This window comes from Streptomyces hyderabadensis (genome assembly GCF_020404845.1).
Taxonomy (GTDB): Bacteria; Actinomycetota; Actinomycetes; order Streptomycetales; family Streptomycetaceae; genus Streptomyces; species Streptomyces hyderabadensis.
Map to the genome: position 1 here is coordinate 1 of NZ_JAIOJZ010000056.1, position 24031 is coordinate 24031.

Annotated in this window: 27 protein-coding genes and 3 tRNA genes; 4 read left to right on the plus strand and 26 right to left on the minus strand. The window is 72.1% G+C overall.

Annotated elements, in window-relative coordinates; genetic code table 11:
- Positions 1–161: 161 nt before the first annotated feature.
- From K7854_RS31065 to K7854_RS31110, 10 genes are all read right to left on the minus strand, one after another.
- On the minus strand, positions 162–1217 hold the full coding sequence (locus tag K7854_RS31065; RefSeq protein WP_226029885.1) for a UDP-N-acetylmuramate dehydrogenase: 1056 nt from the start codon (positions 1215–1217) through the stop codon (positions 162–164).
- A 63-nt stretch (positions 1218–1280) separates the two neighbouring features.
- Entirely contained in the window at positions 1281–1661 is a 381-nt protein-coding gene (locus tag K7854_RS31070; RefSeq protein WP_226029886.1) for a DUF3291 domain-containing protein, read from the minus strand.
- A 59-nt stretch (positions 1662–1720) separates the two neighbouring features.
- On the minus strand, positions 1721–3187 hold the full coding sequence (locus K7854_RS31075) for an MFS transporter (RefSeq protein ID WP_226029887.1): 1467 nt from the start codon (positions 3185–3187) through the stop codon (positions 1721–1723).
- 116 nt (positions 3188–3303) lie between these two features.
- The gene (locus tag K7854_RS31080; RefSeq protein WP_226029888.1) at positions 3304–3876 is read right to left on the minus strand and encodes a TetR/AcrR family transcriptional regulator; all 573 of its coding nucleotides are present in this window, start codon (positions 3874–3876) and stop codon (positions 3304–3306) included.
- Positions 3877–3963: 87 nt separating this feature from the next.
- Positions 3964–4566, minus strand: coding sequence for a TetR/AcrR family transcriptional regulator (locus tag K7854_RS31085; protein WP_226029889.1), 603 nt, complete (start codon positions 4564–4566; stop codon positions 3964–3966).
- Between the two features lie 220 nt (positions 4567–4786).
- A complete protein-coding gene (locus K7854_RS31090; RefSeq protein ID WP_226029926.1) occupies positions 4787–5215 on the minus strand; it encodes a MaoC family dehydratase in 429 nt (142 codons plus the stop codon).
- A gap of 56 nt (positions 5216–5271) precedes the next feature.
- A complete protein-coding gene (locus K7854_RS31095) occupies positions 5272–5724 on the minus strand; it encodes a MaoC family dehydratase N-terminal domain-containing protein (protein WP_226029890.1) in 453 nt (150 codons plus the stop codon).
- 143 nt (positions 5725–5867) lie between these two features.
- Entirely contained in the window at positions 5868–6032 is a 165-nt protein-coding gene (gene rpmG / locus K7854_RS31100) for a 50S ribosomal protein L33 (RefSeq protein ID WP_003948671.1), read from the minus strand.
- An 89-nt stretch (positions 6033–6121) separates the two neighbouring features.
- Positions 6122–6194, minus strand: a tRNA-Met gene (locus tag K7854_RS31105).
- A gap of 46 nt (positions 6195–6240) precedes the next feature.
- A tRNA-Thr gene (locus K7854_RS31110) sits at positions 6241–6313 on the minus strand.
- A 269-nt stretch (positions 6314–6582) separates the two neighbouring features.
- Between K7854_RS31110 and K7854_RS31115 the strand changes: the two genes are divergently transcribed.
- Both K7854_RS31115 and K7854_RS31120 read left to right on the plus strand, forming a co-directional pair.
- Positions 6583–7950 (plus strand): amidohydrolase family protein, encoded by a 1368-nt coding sequence (locus tag K7854_RS31115; RefSeq protein WP_226029891.1) that lies wholly within the window; start codon positions 6583–6585, stop codon positions 7948–7950.
- A gap of 129 nt (positions 7951–8079) precedes the next feature.
- On the plus strand, positions 8080–8736 hold the full coding sequence (locus K7854_RS31120) for an NAD(P)H-binding protein (protein ID WP_226029892.1): 657 nt from the start codon (positions 8080–8082) through the stop codon (positions 8734–8736).
- 43 nt (positions 8737–8779) lie between these two features.
- On the opposite strand, the gene K7854_RS31125 is transcribed toward K7854_RS31120, so the two are convergent.
- Both K7854_RS31125 and K7854_RS31130 read right to left on the minus strand, forming a co-directional pair.
- Entirely contained in the window at positions 8780–8998 is a 219-nt protein-coding gene (locus tag K7854_RS31125; protein WP_226029893.1) for a hypothetical protein, read from the minus strand.
- A 113-nt stretch (positions 8999–9111) separates the two neighbouring features.
- A tRNA-Tyr gene (locus K7854_RS31130) sits at positions 9112–9193 on the minus strand.
- 235 nt (positions 9194–9428) lie between these two features.
- On the opposite strand from K7854_RS31130, the gene K7854_RS31135 reads away from it, so the two are divergent.
- Positions 9429–9917, plus strand: coding sequence for a YajQ family cyclic di-GMP-binding protein (locus K7854_RS31135; protein WP_226029894.1), 489 nt, complete (start codon positions 9429–9431; stop codon positions 9915–9917).
- Between the two features lie 82 nt (positions 9918–9999).
- On the opposite strand, the gene K7854_RS31140 is transcribed toward K7854_RS31135, so the two are convergent.
- Positions 10000–10266, minus strand: coding sequence for a GlsB/YeaQ/YmgE family stress response membrane protein (locus K7854_RS31140; RefSeq protein ID WP_030145422.1), 267 nt, complete (start codon positions 10264–10266; stop codon positions 10000–10002).
- A 142-nt stretch (positions 10267–10408) separates the two neighbouring features.
- On the opposite strand from K7854_RS31140, the gene K7854_RS31145 reads away from it, so the two are divergent.
- Entirely contained in the window at positions 10409–11653 is a 1245-nt protein-coding gene (locus K7854_RS31145) for an APC family permease (RefSeq protein WP_226029895.1), read from the plus strand.
- A 78-nt stretch (positions 11654–11731) separates the two neighbouring features.
- Here the strand turns inward: K7854_RS31145 and K7854_RS31150 are convergent, their stop codons facing one another.
- The 13 genes from K7854_RS31150 to K7854_RS31210 form a co-directional block, all read right to left on the minus strand.
- The gene (locus K7854_RS31150) at positions 11732–12325 is read right to left on the minus strand and encodes an SMI1/KNR4 family protein (RefSeq protein ID WP_226029896.1); all 594 of its coding nucleotides are present in this window, start codon (positions 12323–12325) and stop codon (positions 11732–11734) included.
- Between the two features lie 96 nt (positions 12326–12421).
- A complete protein-coding gene (locus K7854_RS31155; RefSeq protein ID WP_226029897.1) occupies positions 12422–12841 on the minus strand; it encodes a YccF domain-containing protein in 420 nt (139 codons plus the stop codon).
- Positions 12838–13701, minus strand: a complete 864-nt coding sequence (gene htpX / locus K7854_RS31160) for a zinc metalloprotease HtpX (protein ID WP_226029898.1) — start codon at positions 13699–13701, stop codon at positions 12838–12840. Before htpX ends, K7854_RS31155 begins: the two co-directional genes overlap by 4 nt.
- Positions 13702–13962: 261 nt before the next feature.
- Complete coding sequence (locus tag K7854_RS31165) at positions 13963–15513, minus strand: NADH-quinone oxidoreductase subunit N (protein ID WP_226029899.1); 1551 nt, start codon at positions 15511–15513, stop codon at positions 13963–13965.
- Positions 15510–17090, minus strand: a complete 1581-nt coding sequence (locus K7854_RS31170) for a complex I subunit 4 family protein (RefSeq protein ID WP_226029900.1) — start codon at positions 17088–17090, stop codon at positions 15510–15512. The genes K7854_RS31165 and K7854_RS31170 overlap by 4 nt, the downstream gene beginning before the upstream one ends.
- Positions 17091–17096: 6 nt before the next feature.
- Positions 17097–19091, minus strand: a complete 1995-nt coding sequence (locus tag K7854_RS31175) for an NADH-quinone oxidoreductase subunit 5 family protein (RefSeq protein ID WP_226029901.1) — start codon at positions 19089–19091, stop codon at positions 17097–17099.
- On the minus strand, positions 19088–19480 hold the full coding sequence (nuoK, locus tag K7854_RS31180; RefSeq protein WP_011029757.1) for an NADH-quinone oxidoreductase subunit NuoK: 393 nt from the start codon (positions 19478–19480) through the stop codon (positions 19088–19090). Before nuoK ends, K7854_RS31175 begins: the two co-directional genes overlap by 4 nt.
- Positions 19480–20079 carry an NADH-quinone oxidoreductase subunit J family protein gene (locus K7854_RS31185; RefSeq protein ID WP_226029902.1) on the minus strand — a complete coding sequence of 200 codons (600 nt, stop codon included), beginning with the start codon at positions 20077–20079 and terminating at the stop codon, positions 19480–19482. The genes nuoK and K7854_RS31185 overlap by 1 nt, the downstream gene beginning before the upstream one ends.
- Complete coding sequence (locus tag K7854_RS31190; protein WP_226029903.1) at positions 20076–20636, minus strand: NuoI/complex I 23 kDa subunit family protein; 561 nt, start codon at positions 20634–20636, stop codon at positions 20076–20078. Before K7854_RS31190 ends, K7854_RS31185 begins: the two co-directional genes overlap by 4 nt.
- On the minus strand, positions 20636–21604 hold the full coding sequence (locus K7854_RS31195) for a complex I subunit 1/NuoH family protein (protein ID WP_226029904.1): 969 nt from the start codon (positions 21602–21604) through the stop codon (positions 20636–20638). Before K7854_RS31195 ends, K7854_RS31190 begins: the two co-directional genes overlap by 1 nt.
- Complete coding sequence (locus K7854_RS31200; RefSeq protein ID WP_226029905.1) at positions 21601–22923, minus strand: NADH-quinone oxidoreductase subunit C; 1323 nt, start codon at positions 22921–22923, stop codon at positions 21601–21603. Before K7854_RS31200 ends, K7854_RS31195 begins: the two co-directional genes overlap by 4 nt.
- Positions 22920–23549: an NADH-quinone oxidoreductase subunit B gene (locus K7854_RS31205; protein ID WP_226029906.1), complete on the minus strand. Its 630-nt coding sequence runs from the start codon at positions 23547–23549 to the stop codon at positions 22920–22922. The genes K7854_RS31200 and K7854_RS31205 overlap by 4 nt, the downstream gene beginning before the upstream one ends.
- Entirely contained in the window at positions 23540–23980 is a 441-nt protein-coding gene (locus K7854_RS31210) for an NADH-quinone oxidoreductase subunit A (RefSeq protein WP_226029907.1), read from the minus strand. Before K7854_RS31210 ends, K7854_RS31205 begins: the two co-directional genes overlap by 10 nt.
- Positions 23981–24031 lie beyond the last annotated feature (51 nt).

Below are 24031 nucleotides of genomic sequence, written 5' to 3' on the forward strand. Positions count from 1 at the left end.
GCTGCGGGCAGTCGCCAGCCGCCGCCGCTGCGGGCAGTCGCATGCCGCGTAGCTGCGGGCAGTCGTGCCGCTGGGGCGGCACGGGTGGGCGCAGCGGCACCCCGCAACGCCGGGCTGCGTTCCCCACCCCCCGCGCCCACACGAACGCCGGGTGCCGAGGGTTACAGGGCGACACCCACCGTCACCGGTTCGTTGACCAGCGTGACGCCGAACGCCTCGTGGACCCCGGCCACCACCTCGCGGGCCAGCGCAAGCAGATCCTCGGTGGTCGCCTCACCGCGGTTGGTCAGCGCAAGGGTGTGCTTGGTGGAGATGCGGGCGGGGCCGCTGCCGTACCCCTTGGTGAAGCCCGCCCGGTCGATCAGCCAGGCCGCGGAGGTCTTGACGTGGCCCTCCCCGGCCGGGAAGGCGGGCGGTTCCGCGGCGTCACCGAGGCGTTCGGCGACGCGGGAGCGGAACGCGGCGAACTCCTCGTCCGTGAGGATCGGGTTGGTGAAGAACGACCCGGCCGACCAGGTGTCGTGGTCCTCGGGGTCCAGCACCATGCCCTTCCCCGCGCGCAGCTTCAGCACCGTCTGCCTGGCGGCGGCCAGCGGCACCCGGTCGCCGGCCTCGACGCCGAGGGCGCGCGCCGTCTCGGCGTAGCGCAGCGGCGCGGAGAGGCCGCCGGCGTCCTCCAGCTCGAAGCGGACCCGCAGGACCACGTACCGCTCGGGCTCGGCCTTGAAGCGGCTGTGGCGGTAGGAGAAGGCGCAGTCGGCGTTGGAGAGGGCGACCGTCTCGCGGCTGCGGCGGTCGTACGCGGTGACCTCGGTGATCGTGGCGGACACCTCCTGCCCGTACGCGCCGACGTTCTGGATCGGGGTCGCGCCCGCCGAGCCGGGGATGCCGGCCAGGCACTCGACGCCCGCCAGGCCCGCCTCGACGGTGCGGGCTACGGCGTCGGTCCAGATCTCGCCGGCCGCCAGCTCCAGCGTCGTGCCGTCGAGGCGGAAGCCGCGCGTGGCGATGTGCAGCGCGGTGCCGTCGAAGCCCTTGTCGCCGATGACCAGGTTGGACCCGCCGCCGATGAGCAGCAGCGGGGTCCCGGTGTCGTCGGCCTCGCGGACGGCGGCGATCACCTCGGCGTCGGTGGTGGCCGTGACCAGCCGGGTCGCGGGTCCGCCCAGGCGGAAGGTGGTCAGCGGGGCGAGCGGGGCGTCATGGAGTTCCTGCACGCGCTCAAGACTACGAGACGGCGACGCCCCGACCGGTCGGCCGGGGCGTCGTCGGGTGGGTTCTCACGTCAGGCGCTTGCGCACCTCCGTCCAGCTCACCGGCAGTTCGTCGCTGGAGGCCGGCCAGGAGGCGAACTTCGCGTCCCGCATCTGTGCCGACAGTCCGCGGGAGGCCGGCGCGTGGGGGCCGGAGCGCGCGAAGGTCTTGAGTGCCTCGGGCGACTCCCAGGCGGAGAGCGTCCAGAAGGTCCGCTTGAAGGGTTCCGCCTTCAGGGAGGCGCCGTACGCGCCGGGCGCGCTCCCGATCTGCCGCCACACGCCCGGCGTGCGCACCAGGAACTTCAGCGCTCCCCACAGCGTGCGGGTCTCGAAGCGGGAGGCGAAGACGTGGACCTCGGTGGCGCGGGGCGGCTCGTTCGGCACGGTCCAGGGAAGGGTGGGCATGTCGTACTCCTCTCGTGTGCTGTGCGTCGGGTTCGTTCGGGCGTTGCGGGTCGCGCGGGTCAGTGCGGGCGCGTCGGTGCCGTCGTGGCGAGGGCCGGCTCCGTCGCCGGTGCGGCCGGGGGTGTTCCGTCGGCGGTCCGGCGGCGCGCGGGGACCAGCAGGGCGGCGAGACCGCCGAGGGCGACCACCGCGGCGCCCACCGCGACCGCGGGCCGCAGTCCGTCCACGAAGGTCTGCGCCGACTCGTAGCCGCCCCGCGCCGCGAAGATCGACGACATGACCGCGATGCCGAGCGCCCCGCCCACCTCGCGCAGTGCGTTGTTGGCGCCGGAGGCGATGCCCTGTTCCTTCGCGGCGACGCTGGACATCACCAGCGCGGAGGCGGGGGCGAAGTAGAGGGCCATGCCGATGCCGCTGATGATCAGACCCGGCAGTTGGACCGCGTAGGAGGCGTCCGCCGTGATCACGGAGGCGAGGTAGCCGAGACCGGCCGCCTGGAGGAAGAGCCCGGCCGCGACGACCGGGCGTCCGCCGATCCGGTCGGAGAGGAGTCCGGCGATCGGCGCCACCAGCATCGGCATACCGGTCCAGGGCAGCATGCGCAGGCCCGCCTCGGTGGGCGAGTAGCCGAGCACGCCCTGCATGTACTGGCTGAGCAGGAAGATCGAGCCGAACATCCCCAGGAACATCAGCAGGCTCGCCGCGTTGACGCCGGAGAAGGCGCGGGAGCGGAACAGCCGCATGGGGAGCATGGGGTTCTTGGCGCGGGTGCTGTAGAGGACGAAGCCGGCGAGCAGCGCGGCCCCGGCGAACAGGGCGGTCAGCACCACGGCGCCGGTCCAGCCGTCGACGGGGCCGCGGACCAGGCCGTAGACGATGCCGAAGAGTCCGCCGCTGGCGAGCGCGGTGCCGGGTATGTCGAGCGGGGCACTGGTGCCGTGCGACTCGGCGAGGCGCAGCCGGGCGAGCGGCAGCAGGGCCAGGCCCAGCGGAACGTTCAGCCAGAAGATCCACTGCCAGGAGATGTGCTCGGTGAGAGTGCCGCCGACCAGCGGCCCGGAGGCCACGGCGAGCCCGTTGACGGCACCCCAGATGCCGTACGCCATCCCGCGGCGCTCGGCGGGTACGGCGGCCGTGAGCAGGGTCAGCGTCAGCGGCATCATGATCGCGGCGCCGACGCCCTGCACCGCGCGGGCGGCGATGAGCGAGTCGATGCCGGGCGCCATGGCCGCGGCGGCGGAGGCCCCGGTGAAGACGGTGAGGCCGACGAGGAAGAGCCTGCGGCGGCCGAAGCGGTCGCCGAGGGCCGCCCCGGACATCAGGAGGACCGCGAAGGTGAGCGTGTAGGCGCTCACGGTCCATTCCAGGTCGTGCAGCGCGCCGCCCAGGTCCTCGCGGATGGAGGGCAGGGCGGTGGTGACGACGAGGTTGTCCAGGGCCGCCATGAAACCGGCGACGCTGGTGATCACGAGGGCCCAGGCCGCGCCCCCGCCGCGTGCGTTCCGACGTGTTCCCTGTTGTGACATCTCTCCCCCAGAGGGTGTGCGTGCGTTTGCCGTGGTTTCTGGTTAGTAATTGATGACTAACTTTTGCGGCCATGCGGAAGCGAGTGACCGCCCGCCGACCGCGTTCCTGCGCGCCGCTACGCGTCTCCCCGGCGCGGCTTGGCCTGACCCGATTCGTAGATGCCGCCGTAGACACGGTGTCCCGGCGGGAATCCCATGCCGACCAGGTTGTTGATCAGCATGCCGTACGCCAGGAAGGTCGTCGTCTGGCCGATGTCGGCCCCCAGCGGCAGGTGCACGGCGTCCCAGAGCTCCATCCAGCCCTTGCGCACCATCTCGCCGAACTCGTGGTCACCGGCCGCCTCGGCGCCGGCGACGGTCACGAACACCTGCAGCTGCATCTGGAGCTTCTCGGGGTCGTCGGCGATCAGCTGCGTGTAGGCCTCGGCCATGACGTGGAGGGCTTCCTCGCCGTGCAGACCCTCGGACGCCTTCTCGAACACCTCGCGCGTCTCCCGCAGGCAGCGCTCCGCCACCGCGAGGAAGATCGCCCGCTTGTCCGGGAAGAGGCGGAAGAGGTACGGCTGGGAGACCCCCACCCGCTTGGCGATGGCCTCCGTGGAGGTGCCGTGGTAGCCACCCCGGGCGAACTCGCTCGTCGCCGCACGGATGACGCTCTCGCGCCGCTCCTCTGCGCTCATCCTGACCATGCGAGTAAGTTAGTACTCAATCACTAACTTCGTCAAGCGACGCCGTGCGTTCAGGTCTCGCCGCAGGTCCGGGGAGGCCGGGCCGGGTCAGCGCGGCCGCCGCTGCAGGACATCGGCGAGCACCGTGTTCACCAGCTTGGCGACGGTCGCCGTGGCCGGTGGACCCGGGTCCCGGTCCGCGAACAGGAGATGCCCCCCGCCGACCAGGGAGAGGGTGAGCGAGTCGACGTCGGCGTCGGCCGAGATCCGGCCCCGCGCGCGCTCGGCGGTCAGGTAGGCGGAGACCGCCGAGGTGACCTGGGAGAGTATCGCGATGCCGCCCCCGGGCATCCCTTGCCGCAGCCGGGCCCGCAGCTCGTCCCGGAAGGTGATGAGCGGGATGATCGCCACGGGCACCGGTCCGAAGAGCGTGGTCAGCGCGTGGGTGAGGTTGTCGGCCACGGCGCCGGTGCCCACGGCCTCGCGCAACGCCAGTGCCTGCGCATCGAGCCGCGCGGCACGGTCGAGCACGAGCGCGGCGAGGAAGGCGTCGAAGTCGGTGAAGTGCCGGTGCAGGACGCCCTTGGCGCAACCCGCCTCGTCGGTGACCGCCCGGCTGGTCAGCCCGTTCGGACCCGCTCGCAGAAGCACGCGTTCCGCGGCGTCGAACAGCTGCTGACGCGCGTCGCGAAGGTGCACTCCGGTCGGCACGTGCGACCCCCTCCCTCCCGTGCGTCAGGCCCGCCTGACATCCATCGGCACATGGGCGTCGGCCCACCACTCGCCTGTGGGCGCCTGCCCACATTTTACGCGTGGCGGTTGCCCGCCCCTGGGGGGTGCGCAACCGCCCACCAAGGTGAACGCATGCCCATGCCCACTCCGCCGCCGCCCGGCCGACGGGCGGCGAGCAGGGGGCGGTCCGGGGAACCGGTCAGCCCAGTCGGACGACCGCCCGGGACATGCCGAGGACTTTCTGGCCGCCGCTGGTGGCCGTGAGGTCGACGCGGACGGTGTTGTCGTCGAGCTTGGCCGCCACCTTGCCGCTGACCTCGATCACGGCACCCCGCTCGTCGTTCGGGACGACGACGGGCCTGGTGAAGCGGACGCCGTACTCCACGACGGAGCCCGGGTCGCCGGTCCAGTCGGTGACCACGCGGATCGCCTCGGCCATGGTGAACATGCCGTGCGCGATGACGTCCGGCAGACCCACCTCCTTGGCGAACTTCTCGTTCCAGTGAATCGGGTTGAAGTCGCCGGAGGCACCCGCGTAGCGCACGAGCGTGGCGCGGTCCACGGGGAAGCTCTGCGCGGGCAGTTCGGTGCCGACCTCGACGTCGCTGTACGCGATCTTCGCCGTCAGCGGCTGCGTCGGCCCGCCCGGCTGCGTCGACTGCGTCGGTTGCGTCATGGGGTTGCTCACGCCTCCTCGGCCGCGCGGGCCACGAGCTTGGTCCAGGCGGTCACGACGTGCTCACCGGCCTCGTCGTGGACCTCGCCGCGGATGTCCAGGATGTCGTTGCCGGCCATTGACTTGATCGCCTCGATGGTCGAGGTGACGGTGAGCCGGTCCCCGGCCCGTACCGGGCGCGTGTAGGCGAACTTCTGGTCGCCGTGCACCACTCGGCTGTAGTCCAGCCCGAGCTGCGGGTCCGCGATGACCTGACCGGCCGCCTTGAAGGTGATCGAGAACACGAAGGTCGGCGGAGCGATCACGTCCGGATGGCCCAGCGCCTTGGCGGCCTCCGCGTCGGTGTACGCCGGGTTGGCGTCCCCCACCGCTTCCGCGAACTCGCGGATCTTCTCCCGGCCCACCTCGTAGGGCGCGGTGGGCGGGTAGGTCCGCCCCACGAACGACTGGTCGAGCGCCATGGGCTCACAACCTCCTGCTGCTCTTCGTACCTGCTGCTCTGTGTGTCCGCTGCTCTGTGTGTCGTTGTCATCCAGCGACGGCGACAACGACACGAGGCCGCCCCCAAGCCTCGGGGACGGCCTCGTGTACGAGCCTGATCTGACTATCGCGTCTCGCGGTGCGCGGTGTGCGCGTTGCAACGCGGGCAGTGCTTCTTCATCTCCAGTCGGTCCGGGTTGTTACGCCGGTTCTTCTTGGTGATGTAGTTCCGCTCCTTGCACTCCACGCAGGCCAGCGTGATCTTCGGGCGGACGTCGGTGGCAGCCACGTGAGTGCTCCTTGACGAACGGATTGATGTTATTAACGCAGGAAAGAGTAGCCGATTGAAGGACCGACCCCGCAATCGGCTACTGAGAGTAGCGGTGACCGGACTTGAACCGGTGACACAGCGATTATGAGCCGCTTGCTCTACCGACTGAGCTACACCGCTGTGATGCGATCGGGCCCCGCCTCGCGACGGGAACCTTTCACACCAGAGCCCCAAAACGGAATCGAACCGTTGACCTTCTCCTTACCATGGAGACGCTCTGCCGACTGAGCTATTGGGGCGAGCGATGAAGACATTACACGGTCGCCCGCCGTTCGCCCAAATCCGTTTCGCCGACCCTGCCCCGTCCCGTCCCGGCCGCCGCGGGTCGCGTCCACGGCACGGCCCGCCGCCCACTGGACGGAACGCACCGCGGAGACGGAACCGGCTGGACCGCACCGGTACGACTATTGCGCTCCTCCGCGCCACGGGCTGATCACCGTCCTAGGCTCGACTCACTCTGCGTGATCTTGCGTCCCCCACTGCGCAGCCCCGAGCCCAGAGGACCGCGATGCCCGACAGCCAGCCGCAGCCGCCCCACTCGCCGTCGCCCTCGGACCCCGCCGACCGCGGCTCGCTCCTGCTCTCCGGGGCGCGCCTCACCGACGGCCGGACGGTGGACGTACGGCTCCACGGCGGCCGTATCGAGGCGGTCGGCACGGCCGGCAGCCTGACCCCGCGCCGCACCCTCGGCAGCCTCCCCCCGGTGCGCCCGCCCGGCCCCGGCACGCGCCCGGGCTCCGGCGGCCACCTGAACCCCGGCGGCCACCTCGATCTCGGCGGCTACCTGCTCCTCCCGGCGCCGGCCGATCCCCATGTCCACGCCGACACGGCCCTCACGGCCGACGTCCCCGGCCCCGTCTCCTACCAGCCCGAGGACGTCCAGCGCCGGGCCACCGAGGCCGCCCTGCTCCAGCTGGGACACGGCGCCACCGCGCTGCGGGCACACGTGCGGGTGGGCGACGTCGCGGGCCTCGGCGCGCTGACCGCCGTACTGCGGACCCGGCGCTCCCTGCGCGGGCTCGCCGAACTGACCGCGGTGGCGATGCCGCGGGTGCTGACCGGGGTGGCCGGTGCCGACGGGCTGGCGATGCTGCGGGACGCGGTCAAGATGGGCGCGGACGTGGTGGGCGGGTGTCCGGACCTGGACCCCGATCCGGCGGGGTACGTGGAGGCGGTCCTGGAGGTCGCCGCCGAGCACGGCTGCCCGGTCGACCTGCACACGGACGCCGCCGACCCGGCGCGGCTGGCCCGCCTGGCGGCCATGGCGGGCGGGCTGCGCCCCTCGGTCGCCATCGGCCCCTGCGACGGCCTGGGCCGGCTCCCCGCCGATGCGGTCTCCCGGGCCGCGGACCAGCTCGCGGCTGCGGGAGTGACGGTGGTCTGCCTGCCGCAGGGCGCCTGCGGACCGGTGGACCGCCCCGGGGGCACGGCTCCGGTACGGCTGCTGCGGGCGGCCGGGGTGCGGGTCGCCGCCGGAAGCGGTGCGCTGCGGGACGTGTCCAACCCGGTCGGCCGCGGCGACCCCCTGGAGGCCGCCTATCTGCTGGCCTCGCGCCACGGGCTGCGTCCCGAGGAGGCCTACGAGGCGGTGAGCACGGCGGCACGGTCGGCCCTCGGTCTGCCCGAGGTGCGGGTGGAGGCGGGCTTCCCGGCCGAACTCGTCGCCGTGCGCGGGGACCGGCTGGCGGGTGCGCTGTCACTGGCGTACAGCCGGATCGTCGTGCACCGGGGGCGCGTGGTGGCGCGGACCAGCGCGGTGCGCGAGTACGGCGACTCGACCGCCGCGTCGGACCTGGGGCTGCCCCGGCAGGGCGGTGCCGGACGGGGACGGCGCGACGGGCGCGGCGGCTCCGGCGGGCGCGGGGACCTGGCCTGAGCGAGGTCCGGGGCGTGGCGGGGTGGTGCACTGCGGCCCGCCCGCGCCGGGCGAGGCGTCCGAGTCGTACGGCGCGGGGTGGCCGAAGCCGTGCGGCGCGGGCGGTCGTCGGGGCGTACGGTCGAAGACATGCGCATTGTCATCGCTGGTGGTCATGGTCAGATCGCGCTGCGGCTGGAGCGGTTGCTCGCCGCGCGCGGTGACGAGGTGGCGGGCATCGTCCGCAAGGCCGAGCAGGCCGACGATCTGCGCGCGGCGGGCGCCGAACCGGTCGTGCTGGACCTGGAGTCGGCCTCGGTCGAGGAGGTCGCGGAGCGGCTGCGGGGCGCGGACGCGGCGGTCTTCGCGGCGGGGGCGGGTCCCGGCAGCGGGGCGGCCCGCAAGGACACGGTGGACAAGGCGGCCGCGGTCCTCTTCGCGGACGCGGCGGTCCGGGCGGGCGTACGCCGCTTCCTGATCGTGTCGTCCATGGGCGCCGACCCCGAGCACCGGGGCGACGAGATCTTCGACGTCTACCTGCGCGCCAAGGGCGAGGCGGACGCGTACGTCAGCTCGCTGGACGCCTTGGACTGGACGATCCTGCGCCCGGGCGCCCTGACGGACGACGCGGGCACGGGCCTGGTGCGTCTGGAGGCGCACACCGGCCGCGGCCCCGTACCGCGCGACGACGTCGCCGCCGTCCTGGCCGAACTGGTCGACACCCCGGCCACCAACGGCCTGACCCTGGAGCTGATCAGCGGCTCGGCGCCGGTGTCGGTGGCGGTGAAGTCGGTGGCCGGGAACTGACGGCGGCTCGCGGCTCGGACACTCTCACGAAGGCCGGAGACGGCTAGAAGAGGGGCAGCTGCCCGGGGAAGTCGGGGATGACGTACCCGTCCAAGGACGGCTGCGCCGCACCGAGTTGCGCCGGCCGGCGCGACCCCGGGCAGGACACCAGCTCCCCGCTCTCCCGTGCACCGGGCGGATCGTGACGCGCGTACCGCCCCGCGACGACAGCGATCTCGCGACGGCACTCGGGGCAGATTCTGCGGCGGGAGGACGAGACCATGCCACCAGTCTGCCCGCCCGCCGCCCCCACACATCCGCGCTCGGGCCCCGCTCATGACGAAGGGCCCCGTGACCTGCTGTTCACGCAGGTCACGGGGCCCTTTCATTCCCGTGTGGCGGCGCCAGGATTCGAACCTGGGAAGGCTGAGCCGGCAGATTTACAGTCTGCTCCCTTTGGCCGCTCGGGCACACCGCCGGGGTTTGCCGCCCGGGGAACCGCTGGTGGGCGGTGCTCCGTGGCAACGACGTAAACAATACCTGATGTGGAGGGGTGCTTCGCCACCCGATTGATCGCCGCCCGGACCGCGGCGGGTGGCTAGGCTTGTCCGGATGCGGCCGAGGACCCTGCCGGGCCCGGTGGCCGCCGACGTATGCCGGTACGGACCCGACACGCGGCCCGACACGCACCCAGATACAAGGAGCCACAGGACATGGCCGACTCCAGTTTCGACATCGTCTCGAAGGTCGAGCGGCAGGAGGTCGACAACGCCCTCAACCAGACCGCCAAGGAGATCTCGCAGCGCTACGACTTCAAGGGCGTGGGAGCCTCGATCTCGTGGTCCGGGGAGAAGATCCTCCTGGAGGCGAACTCCGAGGACCGGGTGAAGGCAGTCCTCGACGTCTTCCAGTCCAAGCTGATCAAGCGCGGCATCTCGCTCAAGGCTCTGGACGCGGGCGAGCCGCAGCTCTCCGGCAAGGAGTACAAGATCTTCGCGTCCATCGAGGAGGGCATCTCCCAGGAGAACGCGAAGAAGGTGGCCAAGCTCATCCGCGACGAAGGCCCCAAGGGCGTGAAGGCCCAGGTGCAGGGCGAGGAGCTGCGGGTCTCCTCGAAGAGCCGGGACGACCTGCAGACCGTGATCGCCCTGCTGAAGGGCCAGGACTTCGACTTCGCGCTGCAGTTCGTCAACTACCGGTGAGCCGCTGAACCGAGAGCGAAACGAGACGAAAAGGGTGGGCACCCCGGCGGTGCCCACCCTTTCTCGTCCGGTCCGCGCGCCTTCAGTCGCGCGAGTTGCCGAACAGGAGCCGGTAGGCGACCAGGAGCACCAGCGAGCCGCCGATCGCCGCCGCCCAGGTGGCGCCGTCGTAGAAGTCCTTGCTGATCGGGTGGTCGAGCCAGCGGGCGGATATCCAGCCGCCGATGAAGGCACCCGCGATGCCGATGAGGGTGGTGCCGATGAGCCCTCCGGGGTCGCGGCCCGGCAGCAGGAATTTGGCAATGGCTCCGGCCAGCAGTCCGAGGATGATCCAGCTGATGACGGTCATGCCGTGACCCTGCCCTTTCTCTCTGTGCCCACACTGTGCGAGTGCTCTGCGGGCCGTTCCTCCGCGCGGTGTTCATGTCTTCTTGGTGGAGGAGACGTTCCGGGCGCGTCGGGTGGTTGCGGCGATCAGTAGGGTGCGACCCATGACACCTGGGGGTTCGCAGCTGCGTCGCACTCTCGGTCTGGGCGACGCCGTCGTCGTGGGGCTCGGTTCCATGATCGGCGCCGGGGTCTTCGCCGCCCTCGCCCCGGCGGCGCGCGCAGCCGGTTCGGGGCTGCTCCCCGCCCTCGCCGTGGCAGTCGTCGTCGCCTACTGCAACGCCATGTCGTCGGCCCGGCTGGCCGCCCGGTATCCGGCCTCGGGCGGCACCTACGTCTACGGGCGTGAGCGGCTCGGGGAATTCTGGGGCTATCTCGCGGGATGGTCGTTCGTCGTCGGGAAGACGGCCTCTTGTGCCGCCATGGCGCTCACCGTGGGCGCGTACGTCTGGCCGGGGCAGGCGCATGCGGTGGCGGTCGCTGCCGTGGTGGCGCTGACCGCGGTGAACTACGGCGGGATTCAGAAGTCCGCCTGGCTGACGCGGGTGATCGTGGCGGTGGTGCTCGCTGTCCTCGCTTCCGTCGTGGTGGTGTGTCTCGGGTCGGAGCGGGCCGACGCCGGTCGGCTGGACATCGGCCTGTCGGGCGGCGCCGGCGGAGTTCTGCAGGCGGCCGGGCTGCTGTTCTTCGCGTTCGCCGGGTACGCGCGCGTCGCGACCCTCGGTGAGGAGGTGCGGGACCCGCAGCGCACCATTCCGCGCGCGATCCCGCTGGCGCTGGGGCTCACTCTGGCGGTGTACGGGTGTGTCGCGGTGGCTGTCCTTTCCGTGCTGGGCCCGGAGGGTCTCGGGCAGGCGACGGCGCCGCTGGCCGACGCGGTACGGGCGGCCGGCCTGCCTGCCCTGGTGCCGGTGGTGCGGGTGGGCGCCGCCGTGGCCGCGCTGGGGTCCCTGCTGGCCCTGATCCTGGGGGTTTCGCGGACGACCCTGGCCATGGCCCGGGACCGTCATCTGCCTGGGGCGCTGGCCGCGGTGCATCCGCGATTCCAGGTGCCGCACCGGGCGGAGCTGGCCGTGGGCGCGGTGGTCGCGGTCCTGGCGGCGACGGTGGACGTGCGTGGGGCGATCGGCTTCTCCTCCTTCGGTGTGCTGGCGTACTACGCCGTGGCCAACGCGTCGGCCTGGACGCTCGACCCGTCACGGGTGTCGCGGGTCGTGCCGGCGCTGGGGCTGGTCGGCTGTGTGGTGCTCGCGTTCTCCCTTCCGGCGGTGTCGGTCGTCGTGGGTGTGGGTGTGCTGGCGGTGGGTGTGGTGGCGTACGGGGTGCGGGGGCAGCAGGTCCCGCGGTAGGCGGCGGCTGGGGGCGCCTACGTGGTCGTACGTCCGCGCCCCGGGTGTCGCGCGCAGGAGGGGAAGCGGCCGGTTCCCTCAGGACGCCCGGGCGGGCGACGTGCCCGTCGTCACGGGCCGTCTGCCGGTGCGTATGGGGAAGTCGCCCCAGGGCAGCGGCTCCGGGCCCTCGTGCGTCTCCTCGTACCAGCCCGTGCCCTCGACCCAGGCGCGCAGCCAGTCGGCGAGGCTCGGGGCGTCGACGTACCAGGCGTGGTCGGCGTCACCGGCGTTGGGCTCGAAGAGGAGGACGGTGGCCTGCGGGGAACGGCAGTCGACGCACGCGTACATCGCGCAGCCCCAGTGGGATATGGGCAGGACGCCCTCGGGCCAGGGCCAGTCGGGATCCTTCGCACCGCTGTCGCGGTTGGCGAGGTACTGGGCGACGGCGGCGGGCTCGCCCGAGGGCGGGCTGTCGAGCAGGGGCAACAGACCGTACTCCGGCCCGAATCCGCCGTCTCCTATGCGCAGGTACAGCTGGGCGAGCAGGGCGGGGAGAGGAAAACCCAGGGCCGCCTCGGCGCGGGCAGGCGTCGCCCCGTCCACGGGCCCGGGCAAGGTGTCCCAACCCCACGGCCGGGTGGTCCGCGCCTTGGCGGCCACCCGTTCCAGCAACTGCTCGTTCTCGGTCATGGATTCATCATGCAGGCCGCCGCCGACATCGGGGCGGGCCTGTGGACAACCGGGCAGCTGTGGACAACGAAGGCCACACTCAGCAGCGCCGAGGCCCTACCAGCCACTCCCCCGCTGGGTCGGTCCCGCCGCCGTGAACGGCTGGTCCGTGCGGATGATCTCGCGCCCCAGCGGGAGCAGCGAGACGGGGATCAGCTTGAAGTTGGCGATGCCGAGCGGGATGCCGATGATCGTGACGCAGAGCGCGATCCCGGTGACGATGTGACCGAGGGCCAGCCACCAGCCGGCGAGGACGAGCCACAGCACGTTCCCGATGCAGGAGGGTGCTCCCGCGCCGCGGCGCTCGACCGTCGTGTACCCGAAGGGCCACAGCGCGTAGACGCCGATGCGGAAGGCCGCGATGCCGAACGGGATACCGATGATCGTGATGCAGAGCAGCGCGCCCGCGAGCAGGTAGCCGAGGAACAGCCAGAAGCCGCTGAGCACGAGCCAAATGACGTTCAGGATGGTCTTCACTGCTGACGACCTGCCATCTTTTCGAGTCGGGCGATTCGCTCCGCCATCGGAGGATGGGTGGAGAACATCTTGGAGAGTCCCTGCCCCGGCCGGAAGGGGTTGGCGATCATCATGTGGCTGGCGGTCTCGAGCCGGGGCTCCGGGGGGAGCGGGAGCTGCTTGGTGCCGAGTTCCAGTTTGCGCAGGGCGTCGGCCAGGGCGAGCGGGTCACCGGTCAGCTGGGCGCCGGAGGCGTCGGCCTCGTACTCCCGGGACCGGCTGATCGCCAGCTGGATGACGGTGGCGGCGAGCGGTCCGAGCAGCATGATGAGGAGCATGCCCAGCAGACCCGGGCCGTCGTCGTCGTTGGACCGCCCCACGGGGATCAGCCAGGCGAAGTTGACCAGGAACATGATCACCGAGGCGAGGGCGCCGGCGACGGACGAGATGAGGATGTCGCGGTTGTAGACGTGGCTGAGTTCGTGCCCGATGACGCCGCGCAGCTCGCGCTCGTCGAGCAGGCGCAGGATGCCCTCGGTGCAGCACACGGCGGCGTTGCGCGGGTTGCGGCCGGTCGCGAAGGCGTTCGGTGCCTCCGTCGGCGAGATGTACAGGCGGGGCATCGGCTGGCGGGCCTGGGTGGAGAGGTCGCGGACCATGCGGTACAGCGCCGGGGCCTCGAACTCGCTGACCGGACGGGCGCGCATGGCGCGGAGGGCGAGCTTGTCGCTGTTCCAGTACGCGTACGCGTTGGTGCCCAGGGCGACGAGGACGGCGACGACGAGCCCCGCTCGGCCGAAGAAGCTGCCGATGACGATGATGAGCGCGGACAGTCCCCCGAGGAGTACTGCGGTCCTGAGCCCGTTGTGCCGGCGGTGCACGGTACGCCCTCCAAGTCGTGCAGCAGGGGAACCCTTTGCTTGCTGGTCTCGCTCGCTGTGGTTGCTTCCTGGTCTCCGGTGCCACCGGTGCCGTGGGTGACACGTCCAGTGGACCCTTCCGTACTGGTCAACGCCAGGCGACGGCCACCAGTTCCCCGGCGTCCGGGGCGGCAGGTGTGGTCCGTACGGGTGACGGCCGCGGCGGGCGGCACGCGCGCGTGGAGCCGGGTGCCGTACGCGCGCGTGCCCGGGCGGGTGCGTTCAGAAGAGCCCGGTGTCGGCGAAGCGCAGGATCAGCTGGGGCGCGCCGGAGAGGGCGACGGCGAGGACCGCGGTCACGGTGATCGCGGCCGTGAGGGGAGCGGGGGCTCGGTGGCCGGCGGTCGCGTCCTTCGGCGCCCGGAACAGCAGAGCCGTCCATTGGAGGTAGTAGAAGAGCGCGATCACGACGTTGACGGCCATGACGACGGCCAGCCAGCCCAGTCCGGCGTCGACGGCCGCGGTGAACACCGTGACCTTGGCGAAGAGGCCGATGACGCCGGGCGGCAGACCGGCGAGGCAGAGCAGGAAGAAGGCCAGGAGCAGGGCTGTGAGGGGGTTGGACGCGTACAGGCCGCGGTAGTCCGCGACGCGGTTGAGGGCCCTCGTGCGGCCCACCAGCGCGGCCACCGCGAAGGCGCCGAGGTTCACCGCGGCGTACATGAGGGCGTAGGCGACGGTCGAGCCGATCGAGTGCTCGGGATCGTCGGAGTACGCGGCGGCGGCGATCGGCACCAGCAGGTAGCCGGCCTGGCCGACGGACGACCAGGCGAGCAGGCGTACCGCGCTGTACGCGCGCGTGGCCTGCTGCCGGAGGGCGCCGACGTTGCCGACGGTCATGGTGAGGGCGGCCAGTGCCGCGAGGGCGGGGCCCCAGACGTCCGCGTAGGACGGCAGCGCGACGACGGTGACCAGGATCAGGCCGGAGAAGCCGACCGCCTTGCCGATCACGGACAGATAGGCGGCGATCGGCAGGGGGGCGCCCACGTACGTGTCGGGCACCCAGAAGTGGAAGGGGACGGCGGCCGTCTTGAAGGCGAAACCGACGAGGGTGAGGACGACGCCGGTCTGGGCGAGGGTGGTGAACTGCCCGTCGACGTGCTGGATGCGGTCGGCCACCTGGGTGAGGTAGAGGGTGCCGGTGGTGGCGTACACGAAGCTGATGCCCATGAGGCTGACCGCGGTCGCGGTGACCGAGGAGAGGAAGAACTTCAGGGCCGCTTCGGAGGACCTGCGGTCGCCCTGCCGGAGGCCGACGAGGGCGAAGGCGGGCAGGGAGGCGACCTCCAGGGCGACGATCAGGGTGGCGAGGTCGCGGGAGGCGGGCAGGAGGGCGGCGCCGGCCGCGGAGGAGAGCAGCAGGAACCAGAACTCGCCCTCGGGCAGTCCCCGCTCGGCGTCCTTCACGGCGGTGACGGACAGCAGGGCGGTGAGCAGGGCGCCGCCGAGGACGAGGAACTGGATGGCGAGGGTGAAGGTGTCCGCGGTGTAGCTGCAGACGCCGGGCTCGCCGGACAGGCAGAACGTCGAGCGGTCGTCGTTCACCAGGGGCAGCAGCATGAGGGCCGAGGCGGCGAGTCCGGCGATCGAGATCCAGCCGAGCAGCGGCTTGCGGGCGTCCTTGACGAACAGGTCGGTGACGAGCACGACGAGGCCCACGACGGCCGTGATGGTGGGCGGCGCGATGGCGAGCCAGTCGACGGACTGGACGAGGTTCTGGGCCAGTGGCTGCGCCAGGGCTGCCTCGGCGAGGGGCTGGGCCGGGAAGCTCATCGGGTGCCTCCTGAGAGGAGCTGCTGCACGGCCGGGTCGGTCAGCCCGAGGAGGGTCCTGGGCCACAGTCCGGCGACGACGGTGAGGGCGACGAGCGGCGTCCAGGCGGCGAACTCGTACACGCGTACGTCGGCGAGCTTCGGCTGCGGGGCGTCCTGCGGTACGGCGCCCATGCAGACGCGGCGGACCACGATCAGCATGTACGCGGCCGTCAGCAGGGTGCCGAACGCGGCGATCGCCATGAAGGTGAGGAAGGCGGGGCGGTTCAGGTCCCGGGCCGGGTCGAAGGCACCGAACAGGGTGAGCATCTCGCCCCAGAACCCGGCCAGGCCCGGCAGACCGAGCGAGGCGACCGCGGCGAAGGCGAGCAGTCCGCCGAGGCGCGGCGCCTTGCCGTACAGGGCGTGGCCGGACTCCTCGGCGAGGGCGTCGAGGTCGGTGGTGCCGGTGCGGTCCTTGAGCGCGCCGACGACGAAGAAGAGCAGGCCGGTGATGAGGCCGTGGGCGATGTTGGCGAACAGGGCGCCGTTCACGCCGGTCGGGGTCATGGTCGCGATGCCGAGCAGGACGAAGCCCATGTGGCCGACGGAGGAGTAGGCGATGAGGCGCTTGAGGTCGCCCTTCGCGCCCCTCCTGGCGAGGGCCAGACAGGCCAGGGAGCCGTAGATGATGCCGACGACCGCGAAGGCGGCGAGGTAGGGCGCGAAGGTGCGGAAACCGTCCGGCGCCACCGGGAGCAGGATCCGGACGAACCCGTACGTGCCCATCTTCAGCAGCACGCCGGCCAGCAGGACCGAGCCGACGGTCGGCGCGGCGGTGTGGGCGTCGGGCAGCCAGCTGTGCAACGGCCACATCGGGGTCTTGACCGCGAGCCCGATCCCGATCGCGAGAACGGCGATGACCTGCACGGATGTGGTCAGCGACCGGCCGTTGTCAGTGGCGAGTGCCACCATGTCGAATGTGCCCGCCGTGATTCCGATCAGGAGCAGGCCGAGCAGCATGACGACGGAGCCGAGGAGCGTGAAGAGGATGAATTTCCAGGCGGCCCCGGCCCGTCCCTCGCCGCCCCAGCGGGCGATGAGGAAGTACATCGGGATGAGGACCGTCTCGAAGGCGAGGAAGAACAGGACCAGATCGAGGACGGCGAAGGTCGCGAGGGTGCCGGACTCCAGGACGAGCAGCAGCGCGACGAATGCCTTCGGGCTCGGGCCCGACGGCATCTTCGAGTACGAGTAGAGCGCGCAGAGGAAGGTCAGCAGCGCGGTCAGGACCAGCAGGGGGAGGGAGATGCCGTCGATGCCGAGGTGGATGCGCACGTCGAGTGCGGGGATCCAGCTGATGTCCGTGCTGGCCTGCATCTTCGACGGATGGTCGTGGTCGAAGCCGAGCACGAGGACGATCGCGGCGATGAGGACGGCGCCGGTGACGGTGACGCCGTGCCGGAGTACGGCCTGCTCGGGTGACTTCCCCTTCAGCCCGGGCGGGGCCGGCAGCAGGGCGGCGGCGGCACCGAGGAGCGGGCCCACGACGATGAACGCGAGAAGGACCTGCATCACGGACTCGTTGATATCGATCACGCCTGCTCACGCTCCCGTGGCGACGAGGACGGCGGCGACCGCGAGGACGACGGTGCCGGCGAGCAGCGCGCTCACATAGGTCTGCACATTGCCGGTCTGGGCACGCCGTACGGCGGCCCCGAGCAGGCGGGGCAGTCCGCCCGCCGCGCGTACGTAGGTGTCGACGACCTCGCGGTCGAGGAACCGGACGAGGCTCGCGCCTGCCTGGACCGGGCGGACGAAGAGGGCCGTGTACACCGCGTCCAGGTGGAAGCCGACGGCAGCGTGCCGGTGCACCGGGCCCAGCAGGAGGCGTCCCGGGTCCGAGGGGTCGGGCGCGGAGGCGAGGTCTCCGTAGGCGGGCCGGTGGGCGGCGATGGCCTCGGCCTCCACCAGGGCGGCGTCGCCCTCGGGATGGGCCGCTACGGCGCCCAGCGGGGTGCGGGCCGCGAGCGCCGAGGTGTGCCGCCAGGCGGCGTAGGTGACGATGCCGCCCACCAGGGCCACTCCCGTGCCCAGCACGGAGGTGGTGAGGGTCGGGGTGAGGTCGTGGCCGTCGAACCAGTCGGGCAGCAGCCGGAAGGCTAGTCCGCCCAGAGCGAGTGAGGGGAGGGCCAGTACCCAGAGCACCGCGTTCATGACCACCGGCTGCCTGCCGTGGTCGGGGGCCTCGGCGCCGCGGCCGCGGAAGGCCAGCAGCCACAGGCGGGTGGCGTAGGCGGCGGTGAGCAGGGCCGTGACGAGGCCGGCGACGAGGACGGTCCAGCCCGCGGCACCGGGTGCGTGCTCGGTGTGGCCGGTGGCGACGTGCTCCGCGGCGCCGAGGACGGACTCCTTGGAGAAGAAGCCGCTGAAGGGCGGGATCGCGGCGAGCGCGAGCAGGGCCACGGTCATCGTCCAGTAGGCGTCCGGGACGCGGTCGCGCAGGCCCCGCATGCGCGACATGGCGGCCAGCGAGTTGGTGCCGGCGGCGTGGATGATCACGCCGGCGGCGAGGAACAGGAGCGCCTTGAAGGCGCCGTGGGTGAGGAGGTGGAAGACGGCGGCACCCCGGTCGCCGGTGGCGAGGGCACCGGTCATGTAGCCGAGCTGTCCGATCGTCGAGTAGGCCAGGACGCGTTTGATGTCGTCCTGGGCGAGCGCGGCGAGCGCGGAGCCGACCATGGTGACGGCGGCCATGACGGCGAGGACGACCATCGCGGCCCCGGAGGCCTCGAAGAGCGGAAGGAGCCGGGCGACGAAGTACACACCGGCGGCGACCATCGTCGCGGCGTGGATCAGCGCGGAGACGGGCGTCGGGCCCGCCATCGCGTCGGGCAGCCAGGTGTGCAGGGGGAACTGCGCCGACTTGCCCGCCACCCCGGCCAGGAGCAGCAGGGCGATCAGCGTCGGGTGGTCGAGGGAGTCGCTCGCGACCGCGCCGAGGATCTTGGTGATGCGGAAGGAGCCGACCTCGGTCGCCAGGGCCAGCAGGCCGATCAGGAAGGGGACGTCGCCGAGCTTGGTCACCAGGAAGGCCTTGAGGGAGGCGGCGCGGGCCTCCGGGGTCTCCCAGTAGTGGCCGACCAGGAAGTACGAGCAGATGCCCATGATCTCCCAGCCGACCAGCAGCACCATCAGGTCGCCGGAGTAGACGACGAGGAACATGGCGGAGGTGAACAGGGAGACGAGGGCGGCGTAGGAGGGGTAGCGCGGGTCGTCGCGCAGGTAGCCCGTCGAGTAGAGCTGCACGCAGGTGGCGACGGTGCCGACCAGGATGGCGACGAGGGCGGCGAAGCCGTCGATGTGCAGGGCGAGTTCGACGGGGACCGAACCGGTGGGCGTCAGCTCCGTGACGGCGTCGACGGCCCGTCCGCCGCCCTGCCGGGCCGCCACGAGTACGGCGAGGACGAGGGCGGCCAGCGTCGGCAGCACGGCGAGGGGACGGACGAACCCGGGCGCCGACCGGCCCAGCAGGAGACCGGCGGCAGCCCCGAGGAAGGGCAGGAGGGGGACGAGTACGGCGAGGGTGGTCGTGGTCACGCGGTGGCCTCAGCCTTCTCGGCGGCCGTCCCGGTCGCGGGGGTGTCGGTGTCGGGGCCGTCCGGTTCGTGGCCCTCGGCGGTGTCGCGGAGCTTGTCGATGTCGGAGGTGCCGCGGTTGCGGTGGACGGCGAGGACGATCGCCAGGCCGATGCCGATCTCGGCGGCCGCGATGGCGATGGTGAACAGGGTCAGGGCCTGGCCGGAGTGCAGGGTCTCTTCCGCGGCCCTGCTGAGCCAGACGTCGAAGGCGACCAGGTTGAGGTTGACGGCGTTGAGCATCAGCTCGACCGACATCAGGACCAGGATCGCGTTGCGGCGGGCGAGGACGCCGTAGAGGCCCGTGCAGAACAGGAGGGCGGAGAGGACGGCTGGATAGGCGAGGTGCATCAGCGGACACCGCCCTGCTGCCCTTGGGGGGTTCCGGCCCGGGACACTTCGTCCGCGCGGGCCGCCTTGGTCCTGCGGGACAGGACGATGGCGCCGACCAGGGCGGCGAGGAGGAGGACCGAGAGGGCTTCGAAGGGGAGGACCCAGTTCTGGAAGAGACTCGCGCCGGTGACGGCGGTGGAGCCGGCCGCCGGGCCGTCCAGCTCGATCCAGGTGGTGCGGAAGGCGTCGACGACGACCCACACCAGGGCCGCCGCGGAGGCCACCGCCACGGTGAGCGCGGCCCAGCGGTTGCCCGAGTCCGCGTCCGGGGAGCGGCCGATGGGCGCCCTGGTGAGCATCAGGCCGAACAGGATGAGGACGACGACGGCACCGACGTAGATGAGGACCTGGACCCAGGCGATGAACTCGGCGGTGAGCAGCAGGTATTCGACGGCGAGGCCGCCCAGGGCCACCACGAGCCACAGGGCGGCGTGGACGAGTTGGCGGGTGGTGACGGTGAGGACGGCGGCTCCGAGGGTGACCAGGCCGACGAGGAGGAAGGCGATCTCCACGCCGGTCGGGGACAGGAAGCCGTGGGATGCGGCGGCGAGGGTCACGTCCGGTCCTCCTGCCCGGGCTGGTCCGCCCGCTGCTGTGCGGCCAGCTTGTCGGCTGCCTTGCGGGCGGCGGCGACTTCCTTGGGCTCCTCCGCGCCGGGGTCGAGGGCGGGCGGGGCCGGCACGGTCCACATCCACTCGCGGAGCTTGTCCCGCTCGTGGGTGAGGTCGCGGATGTCGGTCTCGGCGTACTCGAACTCCGGGGACCAGAACAGGGCGTCGAAAGGACAGACCTCGATGCAGATGCCGCAGTACATGCACAGGGAGAAGTCGATGGCGAAGCGGTCGAGGACGTTGCGGCTGCGGTCGCGTCCGCCGGGGGTGGTCGCCGGGACCGTCTCCTTGTGGGAGTCGATGTAGATGCACCAGTCGGGGCACTCGCGGGCGCACAGCATGCAGACCGTGCAGTTCTCCTCGAACAGGCCGATCACCCCGCGGGTACGGGGCGGCAGTTCGGGCTGGGCGTCCGGGTACTGCTCGGTGACGGTCTTCCGCGTCATCGTGCGCAGGGTGACGGCCAGGCCCTTGGCCAGGCCGCTGCCGGGGACGGGGGCCATTACGCGATCACCACCTTGACGATGCCGGTGAGGGCGATCTGGGCGAGGGAGAGGGGGACGAGGAGGGTCCAGGACAGTTTCTGGAGCTGGTCCTCGCGCAGGCGCGGGTAGGTGACGCGCAGCCAGATCACGACGAAGGCGAGGACGGCCGCCTTGAGCAGGGTCCACACCCAGCCGAGGCCGTCAGCGCCCCAGGGGCCGTGCCAGCCGCCCAGGAAGAGGACGGTGGTCAGACCGCACAGGACGACGATGCCGGCGTACTCGGCGAGGAGGAACAGGGCGAAGCGCAGGCCGGTGTACTCGGTGTAGGCGCCGAAGATGATCTCCGAGTCGGCGACCGGCATGTCGAACGGGGGCCGTTGCAGTTCGGCCAGCCCGGCGACGAAGAAGACGACCGCGCCGACGATCTGCCAGGGCAGCCACCACCACTCGAAGGCGTCGAGGATGCCGACGAGGGAGACCGTGCCGGCCGCCATGGCCACGGAGGCCGCGGTCAGCAGCATCGGGAGTTCGTACGCGAGGAGCTGGGCGGCGGTCCGCAGGCCGCCGAGGAGGGAGAACTTGTTGGCCGAGGACCAGCCCGCCATCAGCGAGCCGAGGACGCCCACGCCCATGACGGCGAGGACGAAGAAGACGCCCGCGTCGACGGCCTGACCGACTGCGCCCTCCCCGGGCCCGACCGGGATGGCCAGGAGCACCAGGAGGTACGGCAGCAGGGCCACGGCCGGGGCGAGCTGGAAGATGCGGCGGTCCGCGTCGGCGGGGACCACGTCCTCCTTCTGCGCGAACTTCACGCCGTCCGCGACGAGCTGGGCCCAGCCGTGGAAGCCACCCGCGTACATCGGGCCCAGGCGGCCCTGCATGTGGGCCATCACCTTGTGCTCGGTCTGGCCGACGATCAGGGGGAAGGCGAGGAAGACGACGAAGACGACCAGGAGGCGCAGGGTGACGTCGAGCGCGTCGTTCACTGCGGGCCTCCTGGGGAGTTCGGCGGATCGGGCGGAGTGTCGGCGTCCGTGTCCGTGTCCGTGTCCGTGTCTGTGTCTGTACCTGTGTCCGTGCCGCCGGGGGTGTCGGGCTCCTGGGGGGCTTCCGACCCGTGCTGAGCGTCGGGCCCGTCGGGACCATCCGGCGACTCGCGGGGCGCCTCGGACCGGTCCGGAGCCGCCGACGACTCGCTGGCAGCCTTCGGCTCATCGGCGGCGGCAGGCTCGTCGAACGCCGGGCGGGCGTGGTGCCACGGGGCATCGGGGCTGCGCGGGGTCGAAGGCGCCGGCTTCGGCGCCGGCTCCTCGGTGGGGGAGGACGCGGCGTCGGAGGCCTCCCGCTGGCTCGCCGAGCCCTGCGACGCGCTCCGGGTGCGCCGGGGGCTCACCGCCCCCGCGGGGTCCTGCTGTCCGGTGGCCGGATCGGCGGTGGGCCCGTCCGTCGGGGCGGCCGCTCGCTGGGAGGCGGAGCCCTGGCTCGCGCTGCGGGACCGCCGCGGTGCCGGTGCCGCCGCCGGTTCCCCGGCCGGGGCGGCCTGGCTGACCGAGCCCTCGGCGGCCGTACGGGACCGGCGCGGCGCGGCCGGGGTCTCGCTGCCGGGAGCCGTCTGGCCGACGGAGCCCTCGGCGGCCGTACGGGAACGGCGGGCGGGGCGTTCGCCCGCACCGCGTACCGGGCGCTCCCCGGTCGCGCGCCCCGTACCTCGGGCCGGGCGCGCGGGGGCGGGAGGCAGCTGGCCCTTCAGCGGGCCCCACTCGTTGGGATCCGGTACGCCCGGCGGCAGCATCTGGCGCCGACGGGGACCGCCGTGGTCGGACTCGCCGGGTTCCTTGGCCCCGGGCCAGGCCTTGGCGACGCGGGCGGCGAGGACGAAGTCCTTGCGCAGCGGGTGGCCCTCGAAGCCCTCCGGCAGGAGCAGGTGGTCCAGCGCGGGGTGGTCCGCGAAGGCGACACCGAACATCTCGTGGGTCTCGCGCTCGTGCCAGGCCGCGCCCGCGTACACCGCGACGGCGGTGGGCAGGACCGGGGCGTCGTGCGGGACGGTGGTACGCAGCAGCAGCCTGCGTACCGGTCCCAGCGCCACGACGTGCGCCGCGACGCGGAACCCGGTGCCCGGCTCGTCGACCGCGCTCAGCCAGTCGAAGTACGTACAGCCGAGCCGGTCGCGCGCCGTCTCCAGGGCGGTGATCCACGACGTGGGCGGCACGTCGACGGTCAGCAGGTCGTACGACTCCGCCGCCGCGGCGTCCGGACCGAAGAGGTCCGCGGCGTCCGCGGGGAGCCAGCCGACGGCGGTCATCGGCCCTCCTCCGCGTCGGAGGCCGGGGCCGGGTCCGGGGCCGACACGGGCGGCCGTACCAGACCGCTGCGCAGCGCGGCCGTCGACGGCCGGGGCGAGGTGCCGTACCGCTCCCCCAGCGACTCCCGCGCGATCTTCTCCTGGAGCTTGAGGATGCCCTGGAGCAGCGCCTCGGGGCGCGGCGGGCAGCCGGGCACGTAGACGTCGACGGGGATGATCTGGTCGACGCCCTTGGTCACCGAGTAGGAGTCCCAGTAGGGGCCGCCGCAGTTGGAGCAGGCGCCGAAGGAGATGACGTACTTCGGCTCGGGCATCTGCTCGTACAGGCGCTTGACGGCCGGAGCCATCTTGTCGGTCACGGTGCCCGAGACGACCATCAGGTCGGCCTGGCGGGGGCCGGGCGCGAACGGGATCACACCGAGCCGGATGAAGTCGTGGCGGGCCATCGACGCGGCGATGAACTCGATCGCGCAGCAGGCGAGGCCGAAGTTGAAGACCCACAGCGAATAGCGGCGGCCCCAGTTCAGGACGACCTTCATCGGCTCCGGGGCGAGGCGGGCGAGCGTGCCCAGCCTCTTGGGCTCGGGGAGCGGCACGGGTGCGGGGTCGACGGGGTTCACGTCCATGACAGGACGCCCTTCTTGTATGCGTACAACAGGCCCACGGCGAGGAATCCGAGGAAGATGAACATCTCCACGAGGGTCGTGGCCCCGTAACCAGGGTCGGCGAAGACCGTCGCCCAGGGGAAGAGGAAGATCGAGTCGACCGCGAAGATGACGTAGAGGAACGCGTAGACGTAGTAGCGGACCTGGGTGTGTGCCCAGCCCTCGCCGACGGGGTCGACGCCGCACTCGTACGTGAGCAGCTTCTCGGGCGTCGGGACCACCGGCCGCAGCAGACGCCCGGCGCCGAAGGCCACGGCGACGAAGAGCACCCCCACGACGGCGAGCAGGCCGACGACGGAGTAGGACCGGAAGTAGTCGGCGGCGAGCCCCACGGTCGCATCGGCGGTGGTCACGGCGCCGGCGGTCGCGTCGCCGACGGTCGGTTCCGGCACGTGCGCCCCTCGCTCCCTGTCGTGGACGTCGCGGACATCGTGGACGCCGCT

Excerpts from the sequence above, each read along its gene's own strand:
- K7854_RS31135 (WP_226029894.1), top strand. The coding sequence starts at position 9,429 with ATGGCCGACTCCAGTTTCGACATCGTCTCGAAGGTCGAGCGGCAGGAG.
- K7854_RS31125 (WP_226029893.1), bottom strand. The coding sequence starts at position 8,998 with ATGGTCTCGTCCTCCCGCCGCAGAATCTGCCCCGAGTGCCGTCGCGAG.
- K7854_RS31190 (WP_226029903.1), bottom strand. The coding sequence starts at position 20,636 with ATGGCCCCCGTCCCCGGCAGCGGCCTGGCCAAGGGCCTGGCCGTCACC.
- nuoK (WP_011029757.1), bottom strand. The coding sequence starts at position 19,480 with ATGCACCTCGCCTATCCAGCCGTCCTCTCCGCCCTCCTGTTCTGCACG.
- K7854_RS31070 (WP_226029886.1), bottom strand. The coding sequence starts at position 1,661 with ATGCCCACCCTTCCCTGGACCGTGCCGAACGAGCCGCCCCGCGCCACC.
- K7854_RS31115 (WP_226029891.1), top strand. The coding sequence starts at position 6,583 with ATGCCCGACAGCCAGCCGCAGCCGCCCCACTCGCCGTCGCCCTCGGAC.
- K7854_RS31120 (WP_226029892.1), top strand. The coding sequence starts at position 8,080 with ATGCGCATTGTCATCGCTGGTGGTCATGGTCAGATCGCGCTGCGGCTG.
- K7854_RS31140 (WP_030145422.1), bottom strand. The coding sequence starts at position 10,266 with ATGACCGTCATCAGCTGGATCATCCTCGGACTGCTGGCCGGAGCCATT.
- K7854_RS31205 (WP_226029906.1), bottom strand. The coding sequence starts at position 23,549 with ATGGACGTGAACCCCGTCGACCCCGCACCCGTGCCGCTCCCCGAGCCC.
- K7854_RS31145 (WP_226029895.1), top strand. The coding sequence starts at position 10,409 with ATGACACCTGGGGGTTCGCAGCTGCGTCGCACTCTCGGTCTGGGCGAC.
- K7854_RS31200 (WP_226029905.1), bottom strand. The coding sequence starts at position 22,923 with ATGACCGCCGTCGGCTGGCTCCCCGCGGACGCCGCGGACCTCTTCGGT.
- K7854_RS31080 (WP_226029888.1), bottom strand. The coding sequence starts at position 3,876 with ATGGTCAGGATGAGCGCAGAGGAGCGGCGCGAGAGCGTCATCCGTGCG.
- K7854_RS31150 (WP_226029896.1), bottom strand. The coding sequence starts at position 12,325 with ATGACCGAGAACGAGCAGTTGCTGGAACGGGTGGCCGCCAAGGCGCGG.
- K7854_RS31075 (WP_226029887.1), bottom strand. The coding sequence starts at position 3,187 with ATGTCACAACAGGGAACACGTCGGAACGCACGCGGCGGGGGCGCGGCC.
- K7854_RS31165 (WP_226029899.1), bottom strand. The coding sequence starts at position 15,513 with ATGAGCTTCCCGGCCCAGCCCCTCGCCGAGGCAGCCCTGGCGCAGCCA.
- K7854_RS31095 (WP_226029890.1), bottom strand. The coding sequence starts at position 5,724 with ATGGCGCTCGACCAGTCGTTCGTGGGGCGGACCTACCCGCCCACCGCG.